This is a genomic window from Aequorivita sp. KMM 9714, from assembly GCF_011065475.1.
Lineage (GTDB): Bacteria > Bacteroidota > Bacteroidia > Flavobacteriales > Flavobacteriaceae > Aequorivita > Aequorivita sinensis.
Window position 1 is genome coordinate 312,545 of the sequence record NZ_JAAGRO010000001.1, and the last position, 16,746, is coordinate 329,290.

Sequence of the window (16,746 nt, forward strand, 5' to 3'; positions counted from 1 at the left end):
TTCAGAATTCAGAATCCAGAATCCAGAATTCAAGTTAATCTTGAACCTTGAATTTTGATTCTTGAATTGTTATACTAATTCTTCCTTAATCCAATCGTATCCTCTTTCTTCAAGCTCATAAGCAAGCTCTTTAGTACCAGATTTTACGATTTTCCCATTCATTAATACGTGAACGAAATCTGGAACTATATGGTCTAATAAGCGCTGATAGTGAGTAATAACAACTATTGCATTGTCTTCACTCTTCAACTTGTTTACACCATTAGCTACAACTTTAAGAGCATCAATATCCAATCCTGAATCTGTTTCATCTAAGATTGCAAGTTTTGGCTCAAGCATCGCCATTTGAAAAATTTCGTTACGTTTTTTCTCACCTCCAGAAAAACCTTCGTTTAAAGATCTAGAAAGGAATTTTCTATCAATCTCTAACATGGCAGCTTTTTCTTTAATCATTTTAAGCATTTCAGAAGCAGGCATATCATCCATCTTCTTTGCTTTACGCGTTTCGTTGATAGCCGTTTTAATAAAGTTTGTAACTGAAACTCCTGGAATTTCTACTGGATATTGAAAAGAAAGAAAGATACCTTTATGCGCTCTTTCCTCTGGATCTAACTCGGAAATATCTTCATTTTCATAAATAATCTCTCCTTTAGTCACTTCAAACTCTTCTTTTCCTGCAACTACAGATGCCAAAGTACTTTTACCTGAACCGTTTGGTCCCATAATGGCGTGAACTTCGCCTGCCTTTACCTCTAAGTTAATACCCTTAAGTATATCTTTACCTTCTAATCCGGCGTATAAATCTTTAATTTTTAGCATATCAATTTGTCTTTGCTGATTCTTGTAATTTAATATCTACTGCTGAAGGGGAATCATTCACCTTCACAATTTCTTTTATTGTTATTATTTCTTCCCAATTGGTATCGGTATCGGTATTTTCGGAAACTACTCCTTTTACTATAACCCCTACCATATCAAAATCGTTCGTTTTAATTGCCGAAACTCGTTTTGATAATTCATCTGAAACTTCATTGCGCTTAACGCCATAAATAAAGCTCGACCCCATTAAAACTAAGGCTCCATCAGTGTTGATAAAATCCCCTTGAAACGTTGGCAGGCTCTCTTCGTTTTGAGTTGTTAGCTCGTCAGAAGTTTTATTTTCTTCAGAATTTTTACAGGAAAAAAACACTAACGAAAGCGTTAATATCAATAAGTATTTTTTCATAATTTAAACTTCTAATGTTTATCCTACAGAGCCTTCTAAACTAATTTCTAAGAGTTTTTGCGCTTCTACTGCAAACTCCATAGGCAACTTGTTTAAAACCTCTTTCCCAAAACCATTTACTATTAAAGCAATTGCTTTTTCTGTGTTAATTCCACGTTGATTACAATAGAAAATTTGGTCCTCACCAATTTTACTTGTAGTAGCTTCGTGTTCTATTTGAGCCGATTTGTTTTTAGATTCAATATATGGGAAGGTATGAGCCCCACAGCTATTCCCCATTAATAATGAGTCACACTGAGAGAAGTTACGCGCGTTATCTGCATTTGGGTGAATCTTAACCAACCCTCGGTAACTATTTTGCGATTTTCCTGCTGAAATACCCTTAGAGATTATCGTACTCTTAGTGTTTTTACCAATATGAATCATTTTGGTTCCAGTATCTGCTTGCTGATAATCATTTGTAACAGCAATAGAATAGAATTCACCAATTGAGTTATCTCCTTTTAAAATACAACTTGGATACTTCCAAGTTACAGCACTACCAGTTTCTACTTGTGTCCAAGAAATTTTCGCATTCTTTTCACAAATACCTCTTTTAGTTACAAAGTTATAAACCCCTCCTTTTCCTTCTTTATCTCCTGGGTACCAGTTTTGTACCGTAGAATACTTTATTTCAGCTCCATCTAATGCAATTAACTCTACTACTGCAGCGTGTAATTGGTTTTCATCACGACTTGGTGCTGTACAACCTTCAAGGTAACTTACGTAACTGTCTTCATCTGCAATTACTAGCGTTCTTTCAAACTGCCCTGTACCTGCTTGATTAATTCTAAAGTAAGTAGAAAGTTCCATTGGGCAACGTACTCCTTTTGGAATATAACAGAAAGAACCATCGCTAAATACTGCACTATTTAAAGCTGCGTAAAAGTTATCTCTCTGTGGCACTACAGTGCCTAAATATTTCTTTACTAATTCAGGGTGATTTTTAATCGCCTCAGAAATAGAACAGAAAATAATTCCTTTTTCGGCTAATGTCTTTTTAAAAGTGGTTGCCACAGAAACTGAGTCCATTACAATATCCACTGCAACTCCGGCAAGTTTCTTTTGTTCGTCTAATGAAATACCCAATCGTTTAAAAGTGTCCAATAATTCTGGATCTACCTCATCAAGACTATCGTACTTAGGTTTGCTATTTGGTGCGGAGTAATAAGAAATTGCCTGAAAGTCAGGTTTTTCATAATGTACATTTGCCCATTCTGGTTCTACCATTTTCAACCAATAACGATATGATTCTAAACGCCACTCTGTCATCCATTCTGGCTCCTCTTTCTTTTTAGAAATTGCGCGTACTACATCTTCACTTAATCCAACAGGAAATGTGTCAGATTCTATATCAGTATAGAATCCATATTCATATTCCTTGGTTTCTAATTCTTTCTTTAAATCGTCTTCGGTGTATTTCATTTTTATTAATTCAAAATTTGTAGTTCTAAATTCAATACAGAATAAAGAACTTACTTAAATTCATTTGCATTTAATTTACTTTTCTATAAGTAAACTACAACTTATTTATAACGAAAAAGATTCTCCACATCCACAAGTGCGATTCGCATTTGGATTTTGGAAAACAAAACCTTTTCCATTAAGCCCACCACTATATTCGAGTGTGGTTCCTACTAGGTATAAAAAACTTTTTTTATCCACTGCAATTTTAACATCAGCTTCTTCAAAAAGTTTATCGTTTTCACCTAGATTATGATCAAATTTCAACTCATAGCTAAGCCCGGAGCATCCGCCACTTTTGACTCCAACGCGTACAAAATCCTTCGCAATATCAAAGCCATCCTCGGCCATTAACTGTGCAATTTTGTTTTTTGCATTATCACTTACCTTAATCATATATAGAATAATTCTAAATTAGACGCAAATATACATCAATTAGAACTTTTAACCATAGCGAAGTGGGAATTTAAAACTATTGCATTATAGCTTCAGCCTATAGTGTAATAGGCGTGATTATTACTTGCATTTTTCGATAATGTATAGGAAAAGCGTACTTTTGCCAAAATCTGTAATAAACTTAGAAGAATGTTTGAGAATAAAGATAATTCCACCACAAGTATTGCAAGCTTAGGCGAATTTGGTCTTATAGATCATCTAACAAAAAACTTCAAAATAAAACAAAAATCGACTGTAAAAGGAATTGGCGATGATGCCGCTGTGATTGCTTGTAATTCTAAAAACGAAATAGTTGTTACTACAGATTTACTTTTAGAAGGTGTTCATTTCGATTTAAGTTATGTTCCCTTGAAACACTTAGGATACAAATCGGTAATTGTTAACCTATCCGACGTGTACGCAATGAATGCAGAGCCTACCCAAATTACAGTAAGCATTGCAGTTTCAAATCGATTTCCTATTGAAGCATTAGAAGAACTTTACGCAGGAATTACAGCTGCAGCTAAAATATATAATGTAGATGTAGTGGGTGGTGACACAACTTCTTCAACAACAGGTTTATTAATTAGCGTTACAGCCTTAGGTACTGTAAAAAAGGGAGAAGCTGTTTATAGAAGTGGAGCTAAAGAAAACGACCTACTTGTTGTTTCGGGTGATTTAGGTGCTGCTTATCTAGGATTACAAGTTTTGGAACGTGAGAAAGAGGTTTTCAAAGTAAACCCAAATAGCCAACCAGACTTAGAACCTTATACATATTTGGTGGAACGCCAATTAAAGCCTGAAGCTAGAAAGGATATTCCTAATTTATTAAAAGAATTAGGTGTGAAACCAACCGCTATGATTGACATTAGCGATGGTTTATCATCAGAAATAATTCACATTTGTAAACATTCAAAAGTAGGGTGTAATTTATTTGAAGATAAAATCCCATTAGATCCTCAAGTAATTACAACTTGTGAAGAATTCAACTTAGATAGTACTACCATTGCTTTAAGTGGAGGCGAAGATTACGAATTGCTTTTTACAATTAGCACCGAGGATTACCCTAAAATTAAAGCTAATCCTCACCTTACGGTAATAGGACATATGACTCATGAAAATGAAGGTACTCATCTTATAAGCCGAGCAGGAACTAAAATACCGCTAATTGCACGTGGTTGGAACCCAATGAAGGATTCGGAATAATTGAATTAAATATTCAATATATTTTTTAGAGCATCTAAAACCTCATCCAAGTTTTCAACAGTACTCATATGCCCTCCTTCAATTATAATGGATAAGGCATCACAACTTTTAGCTAAAGCTACATTTTCATCGACAGGCAGCAACGAGTCTTCTTTTGAAAGAATCATATACTTTTCTTTGCTGAAGTTTTTCAATACATCGCTTCGGTCCTTACGGTCGCGCATACCTTTTATTGCAGCTTTTATTCCGTCAAGCGGAAATGACCGTGCTTCCTTTTTTAATTCCTCTATATCTGAAGCAATTTTATCGCGTGTAGTTTCAGAAAATAAATTGCTAATTGCCATACTTATAAAAGCATAAGCATTTTGCTCAATTACTTTTAAAGCACGATTTCGGTTAATTTTTCTTTCTTCGGAATCTGGAGCAGGTGATGAATTTAAAAGTACTAATTTTTCAACTTTTGAAGGAAATTTTTCAACATAGGCTAATGCGATATACCCTCCCATTGAATGACCAATAAATGTCGCTGAAGTTATTTTTAAAGTTTTGAGAATTTCATCAACTACTTCAGCCATTAACTCCATAGAATGAATGTCTGAAATAACTTCACTTTTCCCGTGACCAGGAAAATCTAGTGTTATTATAGTGTTTTGTTTGGACAATTGCGGAATAAGGTTTTTCCACATTGTTGAGCTCTCCAGAAACCCGTGCAATAGAACAATTGCGGGACCACTTCCGTAGGTGTTGTAATGTATTTCTGTGTTGTTATATTTTAAAATCATAGTATGAAAATAGACCTACAAAGAGCCCGCTAAAAAAGAGGAATACTTTAAAGGTCCTATAATAAATTTTATTTTTTATATGCTGAAGAATTAGATTTAACTATAAAGAAGACGACTGTTCCAATTATCACTGTAAAAAAGACATAGTTTGCTATTTCAGGGTTTTCTAATTTAGAAACCACCATCCCTAAAATAATAAAAGCCAATCCAATAATTCCGAAGACAAATCTTAATAATGAAGCTACTTTTTCAATATTAACCTCTTCCTTTTCCGCTTTGGTCATGGTATTATATCCCGCGATAAGAAAGTAAAGCTTAAAATGTTTTACCACTATCCCGAGTACAATAAGAAATACGCCAATAATTATCAATGGTAAATCCATAAGCCCAAAGATAAAAATTAAAAAAATACAAGACACCATATAAAAAAACCTGACAAGCTTAAAAAACCTGTCAGGTCTTGGAGTTTAAAAGTCCTATTTCTTTGTTCTATTTATTCATTAAATCCTCAATCTCTTCTGCTTCAATTGGGATATTACGCATTAAGTTAAATGGCTCACCTGATTTTTGAATAACCACATCGTCTTCAAGTCTGATACCGAAGCCTTCTTCTGGAATATAAATTCCAGGTTCTACAGTAAACACCATGTTTTCTGTCATTTTTTCCCAAAGCACACCGTAGTCATGAGTATCTAAACCAATGTGGTGACTAGTACCGTGCATAAAGTATTTTTTATAAGCAGGCCAGTTTGGATCTTGATTTTTCACGTCTGCTTTATCCAGAAGTTTCAAGTCAAGAAGTTCTTTAGTCATTAACTCCCCTACTTCTTTGTGATACTCCTTCCAGTAATTTCCAGGCACCAACATTTTTGTTGCATTATCCTTCACGCGATTTACTGCATCGTACACTTCACGTTGACGTTTTGTAAACCTTCCGCTTACAGGAATAGTACGACTCATATCACTAGAATAATTAGCGTATTCGGCACCAACGTCCATCAGTATCAAATCTCCAGCTTTACATTGTTGATTATTTTCGATGTAGTGAAGAACATTTGCATTGTTTCCACTTGCAATAATTGGCGTATAAGCAAAACCACGAGAACGATTTCTTAAGAATTCATGCATGTATTCTGCTTCAATTTCATATTCCCAAACACCTGGTTTTATAAAATTTAAAACTCTTCTAAATCCTTTTTCAGTGATATCACAAGCCTTCTGAAGAATATCTAATTCTATTTGATCCTTAACTGAACGCAGACTCTGTAAAATCGGATTGCTACGCTCCCAACTATGTGCAGGATATTTAGCTTTTGTAGCTTTTATAAATCTATCTTCACGAGTTTCAGTTTCTACACTTTGTCTGTAGTGTTCATTAGTATTGAAGTAAATTCGCTCTGCTTGAGTCATAACTTCAAAAAAGATTTTATCGAAGTCTTTTAGCCAGTGAACATTTTTAATTCCTGAAACCTCGTATGCTTTTTCTTTGGTTAACTTTTCGCCTTCCCAAACAGCAATATGTTCGTTTGTTTCACGAACAAAAAGCATTTCGCGATGTTCTTCATAGGGAGCATCTGGAAAAAGAACTAATATTGTCTCTTCTTGATCAGCACCAGATAGGTAAAATAAATCACGCGCCTGTTGAAATGGCATAGTACTATCTGCACTAATAGGATATATATCGTTACTGTTAAAAACCGCTACACTTTTCGGCTTCATTTGAGCCATAAAGTTTTTACGGTTTTTCACAAAAAGTTCACTTGGAATTTGATCGTATTTCATTGAATTTATATTTTAGAATAATTGCTGAGAATTTTTTTTACACCAACTTAAAAAAGCTTTAACCTTAGTTAAGTAAGCCGGTGAAATAAAAGTGTAATTGCAAAGCAAAAAGTAATTTATATTGAAAGCCAAAATTAAATATTATAAGCTTAATTACTTAAGAAGTTAGGTTAAAACTATACTAATCTTAGCCCATTAGGCAATATCTACAATCTCAAAAACACGCTCTTCATTCCCTATTTTTAAAACTGCTTTTTCGCCAACTTTCTTACTTATAAGCGCTTTTGCAAGAGGTGAAATAAATGAAATTTTTCCTTTGGCAATATTAGCTTCATCCACTCCAACTATTTGGAAATGCTGCAGCTTTGGGTTGTTGCCAATTTTTAGGGTTAACCGCGCACCAAATCTCACTTCATCCTTCGGTTGCTGATCGATATCTATAATTTTTGCAGTATTTATTCTATTCAGAAGAAGTTGAAGTTTTGCATTAATGTGATTGACTGCAATTCGCCTGTCACTTTCGTTAGTAACTTCAAGGTTCTCCTTTTCATCAATTAACGATTGCTTTTCTTCCAAGAGCTCATCCATTCCAATTTGAGTAACGTAATTTGTTACGCCCTCAGGCAAATCTGCTCTTGGTGGCACAATAGGGATTTCCTCTTGATCGTCTTCTTTCACAAAACCTCTACTCATAATTATTTATTTAATTTTTTTTAAAAATCCATGCAACTAATAAAATACATAATATATGTAATAGCATAAGCAATCCCTACAATGGCTGTATATTTACACCTTTCTTTTTATCTGTAAAGAATTAGAAAAGCACTTAAACAGCATTTACTAATGAAGCACATCTACACAAACTTACTATTTAAAGTTTTTATAGCCATAGTATTAGGTATTGTATTCGGGCAAATCTTACCTGAATCTGTAAACCGAATTTTTACCACTTTCAATGCCTTTTTTGGACAGTTTTTAAGCTTTTCTATTCCTTTAATTATTATGGGACTAATAATGCCTGCCATTTCCGATTTAGGAAGAGGCGCAGGAAAATTATTGTTGATTACTGCTTTAATTGCCTACGGCTCCACCTTGTTTTCGGGGTTTATGACGTATTTTTCTGCCTCTAGTATTTTTCCTTTTCTATTAGAATCACACGTTAATGATGCAGGTCAAATTGTAGATTCTGGCAAAGAATTAACTCCGTACTTTAGCATTAACATTCCCCCTATATTAGATGTAATGTCGGCATTGGTTTTGGCCTTTGTCGTTGGCTTAGGATTATCTTTTCAAGAGAAGTCAAGTTTAAAGCTGGTGATTAAAGATTTTCAGAAAATCATAATGCAATTGATTGAAAATGTAATTGTGCCCTTACTTCCACTTTTTATCTTAGGAATATTTGTTAGCATGTCTTTTAACGGAAAGGTTTTCTCAATTCTTTCGGTCTTCATAAGTATAATAGGCGTGATTTTCGCATTACACATTCTATTATTATTGTTTCAATACACTATCGCTGGGGTACTTGTTAAAAAAAATCCAATTAAATTATTAGCTACTATGATGCCGGCATATTTCACGGCATTAGGCACACAATCATCTGCAGCAACTATTCCCGTAACATTAGAACAAACACAAAAAAATGGTGTTTCAGAAAAAATTGCAGGCTTTGTTATACCGCTATGTGCTACCATACATTTATCTGGTAGTATTATGAAAATAACTGCTTGCGCTATGGCTTTAATGATTTTACAAGGAATGCCTTTTAGCTTTACGCTTTTTGCTGGATTTATATTTGTATTAGGAATTGCAATGATTGCAGCACCTGGTGTTCCAGGAGGTGCAATTATGGCTGCGGTAGGAATTTTACAATCTATGCTAGGGTTTAATGAAGAAATGATTGGTCTTATGATAGCTTTATATATCGCAATGGATAGTTTTGGAACTGCTTGCAATGTTACTGGCGATGGCGCTATTTCGTTAGTAGTAGATAAAATTACGAAAGATAAAACTGTTGCCTAATTCTATAAAAACAAATAGAATAACAATGGCATTTTTTGATGCTTTCCGTTAAAATAAATAATCAAACTTTAGGTTTTAAATAACAGTTAGATATTTAAACCAATTCTAAATAGGTTTCAAACAACAAAGAATGTTTGGCAACATGCAGTTTGAAGTGTATTTTTGTGGCACTATTCTAGAAATTAAACAATAATGGCAATACTAACCTCTTCAATTGCACGAAAAGTAGCGATGGCTCTTTCGGGCTTGTTCCTCGTCATTTTTTTGGCGCAACACTTTATTATTAACTTTACATCGGTCTTAGACCCTGAAACCTTTAACAGCTTGTCTCATTTTATGGGGCATAACTTTGTGGTTCAGTTTATCGCACAACCTATTTTAATTATTGGAGTTATTTTCCATTTTGTAATGGGAATTATCCTTGAAATTAGAAACCGCAGTGCAAGACAAATTAGCTACAATTCTTATAAAGGAAACAAAAACTCTTCTTGGGCTTCGCGAAATATGATTATTAGCGGTGCTGTAATCTTAGCGTTTTTAGGTCTTCACTTCTACGATTTCTGGTTTCCAGAAATAGTACATAAGTATGTTGAAAGCCACCCAGTAGATGAAACTCGTTATTATACCGAGTTGCTTCAAAAATTTGAAAGCCCTGTTCGCACAGGATTATACAGTCTTTCATTTGTATTGTTAGCACTTCACCTTTGGCATGGATTTTCTTCGTCTTTCCAAAGTATGGGTTGGAATAACAAGTATTCTAAAGCCTTACAAGGTTTCACGAAGTTTTACGCAATATTTATCCCTTTAGGATTTATTTTCATTGCGATTTATTTACACCTTAATCAATAATCACCACGAAATTTAGCGCTATGTCAATATTAGATTCAAAAATCCCAAAAGGACCCTTAGCAGATAAGTGGACAAAACATAAAAACGACGTAAATCTCGTTAACCCTGCCAACAAACGTAATATAGATATTATTGTAGTTGGTACAGGTCTTGCTGGAGGTAGTGCCGCAGCAACTCTTGCCGAATTAGGCTATAACGTAAAAACATTTTGCTACCAAGATTCTCCTAGACGTGCACACTCTATTGCAGCACAAGGAGGTATTAACGCAGCAAAAAACTATCAAGGTGATGGTGACTCTAACTACCGTTTATTCTACGATACTGTAAAAGGTGGCGATTACCGCTCTCGTGAAGCAAACGTTTATCGTCTTGCTGAAGTATCAGCAAACATCATCGACCAATGTGTAGCACAAGGTGTTCCTTTTGCTCGTGAATATGGAGGAATGTTAGACAACCGTTCTTTCGGTGGTGTTTTAGTTTCACGTACCTTTTACGCTAAAGGTCAAACAGGACAACAATTATTACTTGGTGCATATTCAGCAATGAACCGCCAAATAAATAGAGGGAAAATTACTCCTTACAACCGTCACGAAATGCTAGATTTAGTTATCGTAGACGGAAAAGCAAGAGGTATCATCGCTCGCGATTTAATTACTGGTGAAATTGAAAGACATTCAGCTCACGCAGTAGTAATCGCATCTGGTGGATACGGAAACGCATTCTTCTTATCGACAAACGCAATGGGAAGTAACGCAACAGCAGCTTGGAAAATCCATAAAAGAGGTGCTTACTTCGCAAACCCTTGCTATACACAAATTCACCCAACATGTATTCCAGTTTCTGGAGACCACCAAAGTAAACTTACTTTGATGTCTGAATCATTAAGAAACGATGGTAGAATTTGGGTTCCTAAGAAAAAAGAAGATGCTATCGCTATCCGTGAAGGAAAGAAAAAAGCTAAAGATCTTTCGGAAGACGAACGTGATTACTACTTAGAAAGAAGATACCCTTCTTTTGGTAACTTAGTACCTCGTGACGTAGCTTCTAGAGCAGCCAAAGAACGTTGCGACGCTGGATTTGGTGTAAATAAAACAGGTCAAGCTGTATTCCTAGACTTTGCTAGTGCTATTGAACGTTACGGAAAAGAGCAAGCAGCAATGCACGGAAACCACAATCCATCTAAAGAAGAAATTACAAAACTTGGGAAAGAGGTTATCGAGAATAAATACGGAAACCTTTTCCAGATGTACGAGAAAATCGTAGATGAAAACCCATACGAAAGCCCAATGATGATTTACCCAGCAGTACACTATACTATGGGCGGAATTTGGGTAGATTACAACCTACAGTCTACAATTCCTGGTTGCTATGTAACTGGAGAAGCTAACTTTAGTGATCACGGTGCAAACCGCTTAGGTGCATCGGCATTAATGCAGGGATTAGCAGACGGTTATTTCGTATTGCCATATACAATTGGTGATTATCTATCAAAGGACATTAAAACTGGACCAATTCCAACAGATTCTAAAGAGTTCGACGAAGCTGAAAACAAGGTTCGCGAGCAATTAGAAAAGCTGATAAACAATAAAGGATCTCACTCTGTAGATTATTTCCACAAGAAACTTGGACACATTATGTGGAACAAATGCGGAATGGCTCGTAATGCGAAAGATTTAGCGTCTGCAATGACCGAAATTAGAGCTTTACGCGAAGAATTCTGGAAAGAAGTTAAAGTTCCTGGAGAATTGAATGAAATGAATGCAGAGCTTGAAAAAGCGATGCGTGTTGCAGATTTCCTTGAATTAGGAGAATTGTTTGCGAAAGACGCCTTACACAGAAATGAATCTTGTGGAGGACACTTCCGTGAAGAATATCAAACTGAAGAAGGAGAGGCACTACGTGACGACGAAAACTTTATGTACGTTGCCGCTTGGGAATACACTGGAGATCCAGCAACAGAAGTACTTCACAAAGAAGAATTGAAGTACGAAAATATTGAAGTTAAATCGAGATCATACAAATAGACTATGAAACTTACTTTAAAAATCTGGAGACAGAAAAATAGCAAAGCAAAAGGAGAATTAAAAACATATCCTATTGACGGAATAGAAGGTGACATGTCTTTCTTAGAGATGCTCGACGTTCTAAATGAAGAATTAATTAATAAAGGTGAAGAGCCAGTAGTTTTCGATCACGACTGTCGTGAAGGAATTTGCGGTGCTTGTTCGTTACAAATTAACGGAGAACCTCACGGACCAGATAGATTGGTTACAACTTGCCAGTTACACATGCGTATGTTTAATGATGGTGATACAATTGTTATCGAACCATTCCGCGCAAAAGCATTCCCTGTAATTAAGGATTTAGTTGTAGATAGAACATCATTTGAAAGAATTCAGCAAGCAGGTGGTTACGTTTCAGTAAACACTTCAGGTAACACTATCGACGCTAATGCTATTCCTGTAAATAAGCAGGATGCAGACGATTCTTTCAACGCAGCAACTTGTATTGGTTGTGGTGCATGTGTTGCAGCTTGTAAAAACGCTAGTGCAATGTTATTCACTGCAGCTAAAGTAAGCCAGTTTGCATTGCTTCCTCAAGGGAAAGTTGAAGCAACTGAGCGTGTATTAAACATGGTTGCTCAAATGGATAAAGAAGGATTTGGTAACTGTACAAATACAGGTGCTTGTGAAATTGAATGTCCAAAAGGTATTTCATTAGAAAACATTGCAAGAATGAACCGCGAATACCTAAGCGCAAGCTTAAAAGGATAAAATAAATTATACCTTATATAACTAAAACCTCTGCAATTATTGCAGAGGTTTTTTTGTGCTTAAAATCTAAAGGGAAAAGCTAAAAAATATTTAACATATTCATTTTAAATAAATTACACTTATATTCGTTTTCAAAGTATAAGAACTAAGCTCTTTATGGTTAGAATATATTATTTATTGATTTTTTTCATTTGTTGTAGCCAAACTACTTTTAGCCAAATTGGTCCTCGTGTTTGGAAAAAAGAAGTAAAAACTACTTCAAATAAGAAAGATTCTAAGTTTTCTACAAAGCAATTAGCATATTCAATTACAAAAAATACGATATCAGATTCTGAAAAGGTATTAGAGATTTATAATTGGATTACAAAAAACATTTCATACGATAATGAATTAATGCGAAGTAAGAGTCTTCAGAACAGAATATATACTTCAGAAGAAAACGTTGTTAAGAACGCTTTAGAACGCAAAATGGCTTTGTGTGGAGGGTTTGCACTATTATTTAAATCTTTGTGCTCAGACCTTGGCATAGAAGCTAAAGAAGTTCACGGATACACTAAGGATTACACTGGCCGTTTTAAACAAACCAAAACTCCTCACCACACTTGGAATGTAGTAAAACTAAATGGCAAATGGCATTTAATTGATTTAACGTGGGCGGTAAGTCATGGCAATGGAGGGTCTCCAGATAACTTTTGGTACTTAACAAGACCTGAAGATTTTATATACTCTCATTATCCTGAAGATCCTAAGTATACATTATTAAAAGAACCAATAACCTTTTCAGAATTTAAAAACATAAATTCTCATTAATAAAAAAAACCTTCACATTTCTGTGAAGGTTTTTTAATCTTAAACAAGATAAATTACTATGCCTCAGCGCTTGGAACGATTGAAACGTAGCTCTTGTTATCTTTCTTCTTGGTAAATTTAACAATACCATCCACTTTTGCGTGAAGGGTATGGTCTTTACCACCGTATACGTTTTCACCTGGGTGATGCGTATTACCTCTTTGTCTTACAATGATATTTCCAGCAACAGCAGCCTGTCCTCCAAAAATCTTAACGCCTAAACGTTTCGATTCTGATTCTCTACCGTTCTTAGAACTACCAACTCCTTTTTTGTGAGCCATTTTGTTTCGGTTTTAAATATTATACTTCAGTAAGATTATTTTTCAATCCCACCATCTAATCTGTCTTGCAATTCTTTTAGCTCATCCCACTTACCATCAGCAGCTAATTTAGCTTGTTTTGGCCAAGTGTCTGTAACTAAATGTGCTAAATTTGAACTTGCTTCAGAAAGAATAGTTGCGATAGCTTCTGGTTTTGCTTTTGCAACTTTAGCAAAAGTATCCAATCCAGCAGCAACCATAGCTTCTGCAGCTTTTGGTCCAACACCTTCAATCTTTTTAAGATCGTCTGCTTTAGCGGCTTTTTTAGGAGCAGCTTTTTTTGCAGGTGCTTTAGTTTCTGATTTTGGAGCAGCTTTTTTAGCTTCTTCCTTTTTAGCAGGTGTAGCTCCTGAAGCTACAATGCTTTCAATTACAATTTCAGAAAGTGCCTGACGGTGTCCGTTTTTAACACGGTAACCTTTACGGCGTTTCTTTTTGAAAACTATAACTTTGTCACCTTTAAGGTGCTTTACGACTTTTGCTCCTATTTGAGCGCCGTTTATAGCCGGGGCGCCTATGGTAATATTGTCTCCGTCACCAATAAGAAGTACATTGTCAAAAGACACTGATTTTCCTTCTTCTACTGGTAAACGATTAACAAAAACCTTTTGGTCTTTCGCAACTTTTACTTGCTGCCCTGCTATCTCTACAATTGCGTACATAGCGAATCGTTTATAAATTAGTTAAACTTAGTTTTCCCTATCGTTTGCGGAAGCTTTAGCCACCGAAGCAAAATAAATTCTGCGTAGGGGGCTGCAAATATAATTTTAAAAAAGGAATTGACAAAGCGTTTTATATTTAATCTTTCACGCTTAATACACTGATTGACAATTGAATTCAATAAGAAGAAGTGATTTTACAAGTTTATAATCATCACATTACTAAGAATTCTATTTAAAAACCCAATTAAAACTCTAACAATCAGTCGTTTATTTCATGACATTTCTATTGCCATCTTGAGTGTTCCAAGACGTTTTAAGAAGCTGCATAAAAGAAAGGGTTAAAACTATAGTAGTTGCAAATCCCATAATTAAAATAGACAAAACAAGCATAAGAGTTCCTAAATCATATTCAAGATTCCATTTATTCATAATGCCTGAAGAAAACTCTGTGTCAATCTGATACATATATATAGCCATAAAAATTGAAAATAACACCGATGCAATTCCTCCAGAAAACAAACCTACCTCAAATCCTTTTTCATATTTGAAGTTTGTTTCCGATGAAGAGTACTTTTTTAAAGCCATGTAAATTCCAAAACCGAAAATCAACCCATTTACTGAACTCAACACAGGGTATTGGTGTAACCCAATAAGTTTTAAAATAAGAAAGTAGGCAATTAGTATTGCTGCAATTCCAAAACCGTAACGTGAATATACTTTAAACATAGTGATTGGATTTAAACCTAAAAGTTACGAAATTTTGTATTACAAAGTTCAAAACATCAATATAACTTTTTAAAAATTAAACACTTAGAATCAAAATTCACAAACTAAAATATCTAAGAATAGTTGAAATTTCATTTTTTCATCTATAGTAAAGTAACATTCTGCTTAAAGCTACGTCAAATTAGCGACTGAGTTTAAAATTAAATTAAACCCAAAAGCTCTTAAAATTAATTAACTTTGTGAGTTAAACTTTCGAATATTTAAACTTTAATTTAAAACGATGAAAAAAACATTTCTTACCGTCTTGTTCGCCTTTATGTTTCTAGTTGGCGCTAAGGCCCAACAAGTTGAATTTGAAGAATACAAATTGGATAACGGACTTCATGTTATTTTATACGAAGACAATACTGCTCCCGTTGCAGTAACTTCTGTGATGTACCACGTGGGTGCAAAAAACGAAACTCCTGGACGTTCAGGGTTCGCTCACTTTTTTGAACACTTATTATTTGAAGGGACCGAAAATATTGGTCGTGGAAAGTGGTTCGAAATTGTAACATCTAATGGTGGAAGCAACAACGCAAACACCACAGACGATCGCACATATTACTATGAAATTTTTCCTTCAAACAGTGTTGAAACTGGACTTTGGATGGAAAGTGAGCGTATGCTTCACCCAATTATCAACCAAATTGGTGTAGACACACAAAACGAAGTTGTAAAAGAAGAAAAGCGCCTAAGAGTAGATAATCAACCTTACGGTAACATCCTTAAAGCCGTTAAGGAAAACATGTTTAAAAAGCACCCTTACCGTTGGACTACAATTGGTGAGATGGAAGATTTAGATGCTGCAACTCTTGAGGAGTTTCAAGCTTTCAACAAAAAATTCTATGTACCTAACAACGCTGTTCTAGTAGTTGCTGGTGATATTGACAAGCCTAAAGTAAAGAAAATGATTAAAGATTACTTCGGACCAATTCCTAGAGGTGCAGAAGTAGTTCAGCCAAATATCAAAGAAGATCCTATTACCGAACAAATTAAAGCTAAATTTTACGATCCTAATATTCAGCTTCCAATGATTATTCAAGCATACAGAACTCCTTCTATGAAAGAGCGTGATGCGTATATCTTGGATATGGTTTCAACTATTTTAAGCGATGGAAAAAGCTCACGTCTTTACAAAAAACTAGTTGACGAAAAGAAATTGGCTCTTGAAGTTGCAGCAATTAACTTTAGCCAAGAAGATTACGGTACGTATATTACCTTAGCAATCCCACTTAACAACACGCCTCTAGAAACTTTAGACGCTGAAATTTCAGAAGAGATTGTTAGATTACAGACTGAACTTATTTCTGAACGCGAGTTTGAAAAACTTCAGAACATTTACAAAAACAGATTTGTAACGGCTAATGCTACTGTTGCTGGTATTGCAAACTCACTTGCAAACTATTATACTTTTTACGGGGACACCAATCTTATTAATAAAGAATTGGACATCTACAAAAACATCACTCGTGAGGATATTCGTGAAGCAGCTAGAAAATACCTAAACAAAAACCAGAGCTTATATTTAGAGTATTTGCCAAAATCAGAACAATAAAAAACTTAGAATTATTT

The 16,746-nt window shown here is 34.9% G+C and carries 18 protein-coding genes; 7 read left to right on the top strand and 11 right to left on the bottom strand.

What is annotated here, in order from left to right; all coding sequences use genetic code 11:
- Positions 1 to 69 precede the first annotated feature (69 nt).
- The 4 genes from sufC to G3A46_RS01415 form a co-directional block, all read right to left on the bottom strand.
- The gene (gene sufC / locus G3A46_RS01400; protein WP_165145268.1) at positions 70 to 819 is read right to left on the bottom strand and encodes a Fe-S cluster assembly ATPase SufC; all 750 of its coding nucleotides are present in this window, start codon (positions 817 to 819) and stop codon (positions 70 to 72) included.
- 1 nt (position 820) lies between these two features.
- A complete protein-coding gene (locus G3A46_RS01405) occupies positions 821 to 1,225 on the bottom strand; it encodes a hypothetical protein (protein WP_165145271.1) in 405 nt (134 codons plus the stop codon).
- A gap of 18 nt (positions 1,226 to 1,243) precedes the next feature.
- On the bottom strand, positions 1,244 to 2,689 hold the full coding sequence (gene sufB, locus G3A46_RS01410; RefSeq protein WP_165145274.1) for a Fe-S cluster assembly protein SufB: 1,446 nt from the start codon (positions 2,687 to 2,689) through the stop codon (positions 1,244 to 1,246).
- Positions 2,690 to 2,794: 105 nt separating this feature from the next.
- The gene (locus G3A46_RS01415; RefSeq protein ID WP_139854106.1) at positions 2,795 to 3,124 is read right to left on the bottom strand and encodes an iron-sulfur cluster assembly accessory protein; all 330 of its coding nucleotides are present in this window, start codon (positions 3,122 to 3,124) and stop codon (positions 2,795 to 2,797) included.
- A 189-nt stretch (positions 3,125 to 3,313) separates the two neighbouring features.
- On the opposite strand from G3A46_RS01415, the gene thiL reads away from it, so the two are divergent.
- Positions 3,314 to 4,369, top strand: coding sequence for a thiamine-phosphate kinase (thiL, locus tag G3A46_RS01420; RefSeq protein ID WP_165145277.1), 1,056 nt, complete (start codon positions 3,314 to 3,316; stop codon positions 4,367 to 4,369).
- A gap of 5 nt (positions 4,370 to 4,374) precedes the next feature.
- On the opposite strand, the gene G3A46_RS01425 is transcribed toward thiL, so the two are convergent.
- From G3A46_RS01425 to G3A46_RS01440, 4 genes are all read right to left on the bottom strand, one after another.
- A complete protein-coding gene (locus G3A46_RS01425; protein ID WP_165145280.1) occupies positions 4,375 to 5,151 on the bottom strand; it encodes an alpha/beta hydrolase in 777 nt (258 codons plus the stop codon).
- 68 nt (positions 5,152 to 5,219) lie between these two features.
- Entirely contained in the window at positions 5,220 to 5,534 is a 315-nt protein-coding gene (locus G3A46_RS01430; RefSeq protein WP_165145283.1) for a DUF3784 domain-containing protein, read from the bottom strand.
- Positions 5,535 to 5,640: 106 nt separating this feature from the next.
- A complete protein-coding gene (locus G3A46_RS01435; RefSeq protein WP_165145286.1) occupies positions 5,641 to 6,933 on the bottom strand; it encodes an aminopeptidase P family protein in 1,293 nt (430 codons plus the stop codon).
- A gap of 195 nt (positions 6,934 to 7,128) precedes the next feature.
- Positions 7,129 to 7,626 (bottom strand): GreA/GreB family elongation factor, encoded by a 498-nt coding sequence (locus G3A46_RS01440; protein WP_165145289.1) that lies wholly within the window; start codon positions 7,624 to 7,626, stop codon positions 7,129 to 7,131.
- A 150-nt stretch (positions 7,627 to 7,776) separates the two neighbouring features.
- Between G3A46_RS01440 and G3A46_RS01445 the strand changes: the two genes are divergently transcribed.
- The 5 genes from G3A46_RS01445 (at position 7,777) to G3A46_RS01465 (ending at position 13,385) form a co-directional block, all read left to right on the top strand.
- On the top strand, positions 7,777 to 8,952 hold the full coding sequence (locus tag G3A46_RS01445; RefSeq protein WP_165145292.1) for a dicarboxylate/amino acid:cation symporter: 1,176 nt from the start codon (positions 7,777 to 7,779) through the stop codon (positions 8,950 to 8,952).
- A 192-nt stretch (positions 8,953 to 9,144) separates the two neighbouring features.
- On the top strand, positions 9,145 to 9,801 hold the full coding sequence (locus G3A46_RS01450) for a succinate dehydrogenase cytochrome b subunit (protein ID WP_165145295.1): 657 nt from the start codon (positions 9,145 to 9,147) through the stop codon (positions 9,799 to 9,801).
- A gap of 20 nt (positions 9,802 to 9,821) precedes the next feature.
- Positions 9,822 to 11,825: a fumarate reductase/succinate dehydrogenase flavoprotein subunit gene (locus tag G3A46_RS01455; RefSeq protein ID WP_165145298.1), complete on the top strand. Its 2,004-nt coding sequence runs from the start codon at positions 9,822 to 9,824 to the stop codon at positions 11,823 to 11,825.
- Between the two features lie 3 nt (positions 11,826 to 11,828).
- On the top strand, positions 11,829 to 12,575 hold the full coding sequence (locus tag G3A46_RS01460; protein WP_139854115.1) for a succinate dehydrogenase/fumarate reductase iron-sulfur subunit: 747 nt from the start codon (positions 11,829 to 11,831) through the stop codon (positions 12,573 to 12,575).
- A 177-nt stretch (positions 12,576 to 12,752) separates the two neighbouring features.
- Positions 12,753 to 13,385, top strand: coding sequence for a transglutaminase domain-containing protein (locus tag G3A46_RS01465; RefSeq protein ID WP_165145301.1), 633 nt, complete (start codon positions 12,753 to 12,755; stop codon positions 13,383 to 13,385).
- A gap of 56 nt (positions 13,386 to 13,441) precedes the next feature.
- Here the strand turns inward: G3A46_RS01465 and rpmA are convergent, their stop codons facing one another.
- The 3 genes from rpmA to G3A46_RS01480 all read right to left on the bottom strand — a co-directional run bounded on the left by rpmA (position 13,442) and on the right by G3A46_RS01480 (position 15,132).
- Positions 13,442 to 13,705 (bottom strand): 50S ribosomal protein L27, encoded by a 264-nt coding sequence (gene rpmA, locus G3A46_RS01470; protein ID WP_165145304.1) that lies wholly within the window; start codon positions 13,703 to 13,705, stop codon positions 13,442 to 13,444.
- 35 nt (positions 13,706 to 13,740) lie between these two features.
- Complete coding sequence (gene rplU / locus G3A46_RS01475; protein ID WP_139854118.1) at positions 13,741 to 14,406, bottom strand: 50S ribosomal protein L21; 666 nt, start codon at positions 14,404 to 14,406, stop codon at positions 13,741 to 13,743.
- Between the two features lie 267 nt (positions 14,407 to 14,673).
- Positions 14,674 to 15,132: a DUF4199 family protein gene (locus tag G3A46_RS01480; RefSeq protein ID WP_165145307.1), complete on the bottom strand. Its 459-nt coding sequence runs from the start codon at positions 15,130 to 15,132 to the stop codon at positions 14,674 to 14,676.
- A 280-nt stretch (positions 15,133 to 15,412) separates the two neighbouring features.
- Here G3A46_RS01480 and G3A46_RS01485 point away from each other — a divergent pair, with 280 nt between their 5' ends.
- Positions 15,413 to 16,729: a pitrilysin family protein gene (locus G3A46_RS01485; RefSeq protein ID WP_165145310.1), complete on the top strand. Its 1,317-nt coding sequence runs from the start codon at positions 15,413 to 15,415 to the stop codon at positions 16,727 to 16,729.
- The last annotated feature ends 17 nt before the right edge of the window (positions 16,730 to 16,746 follow it).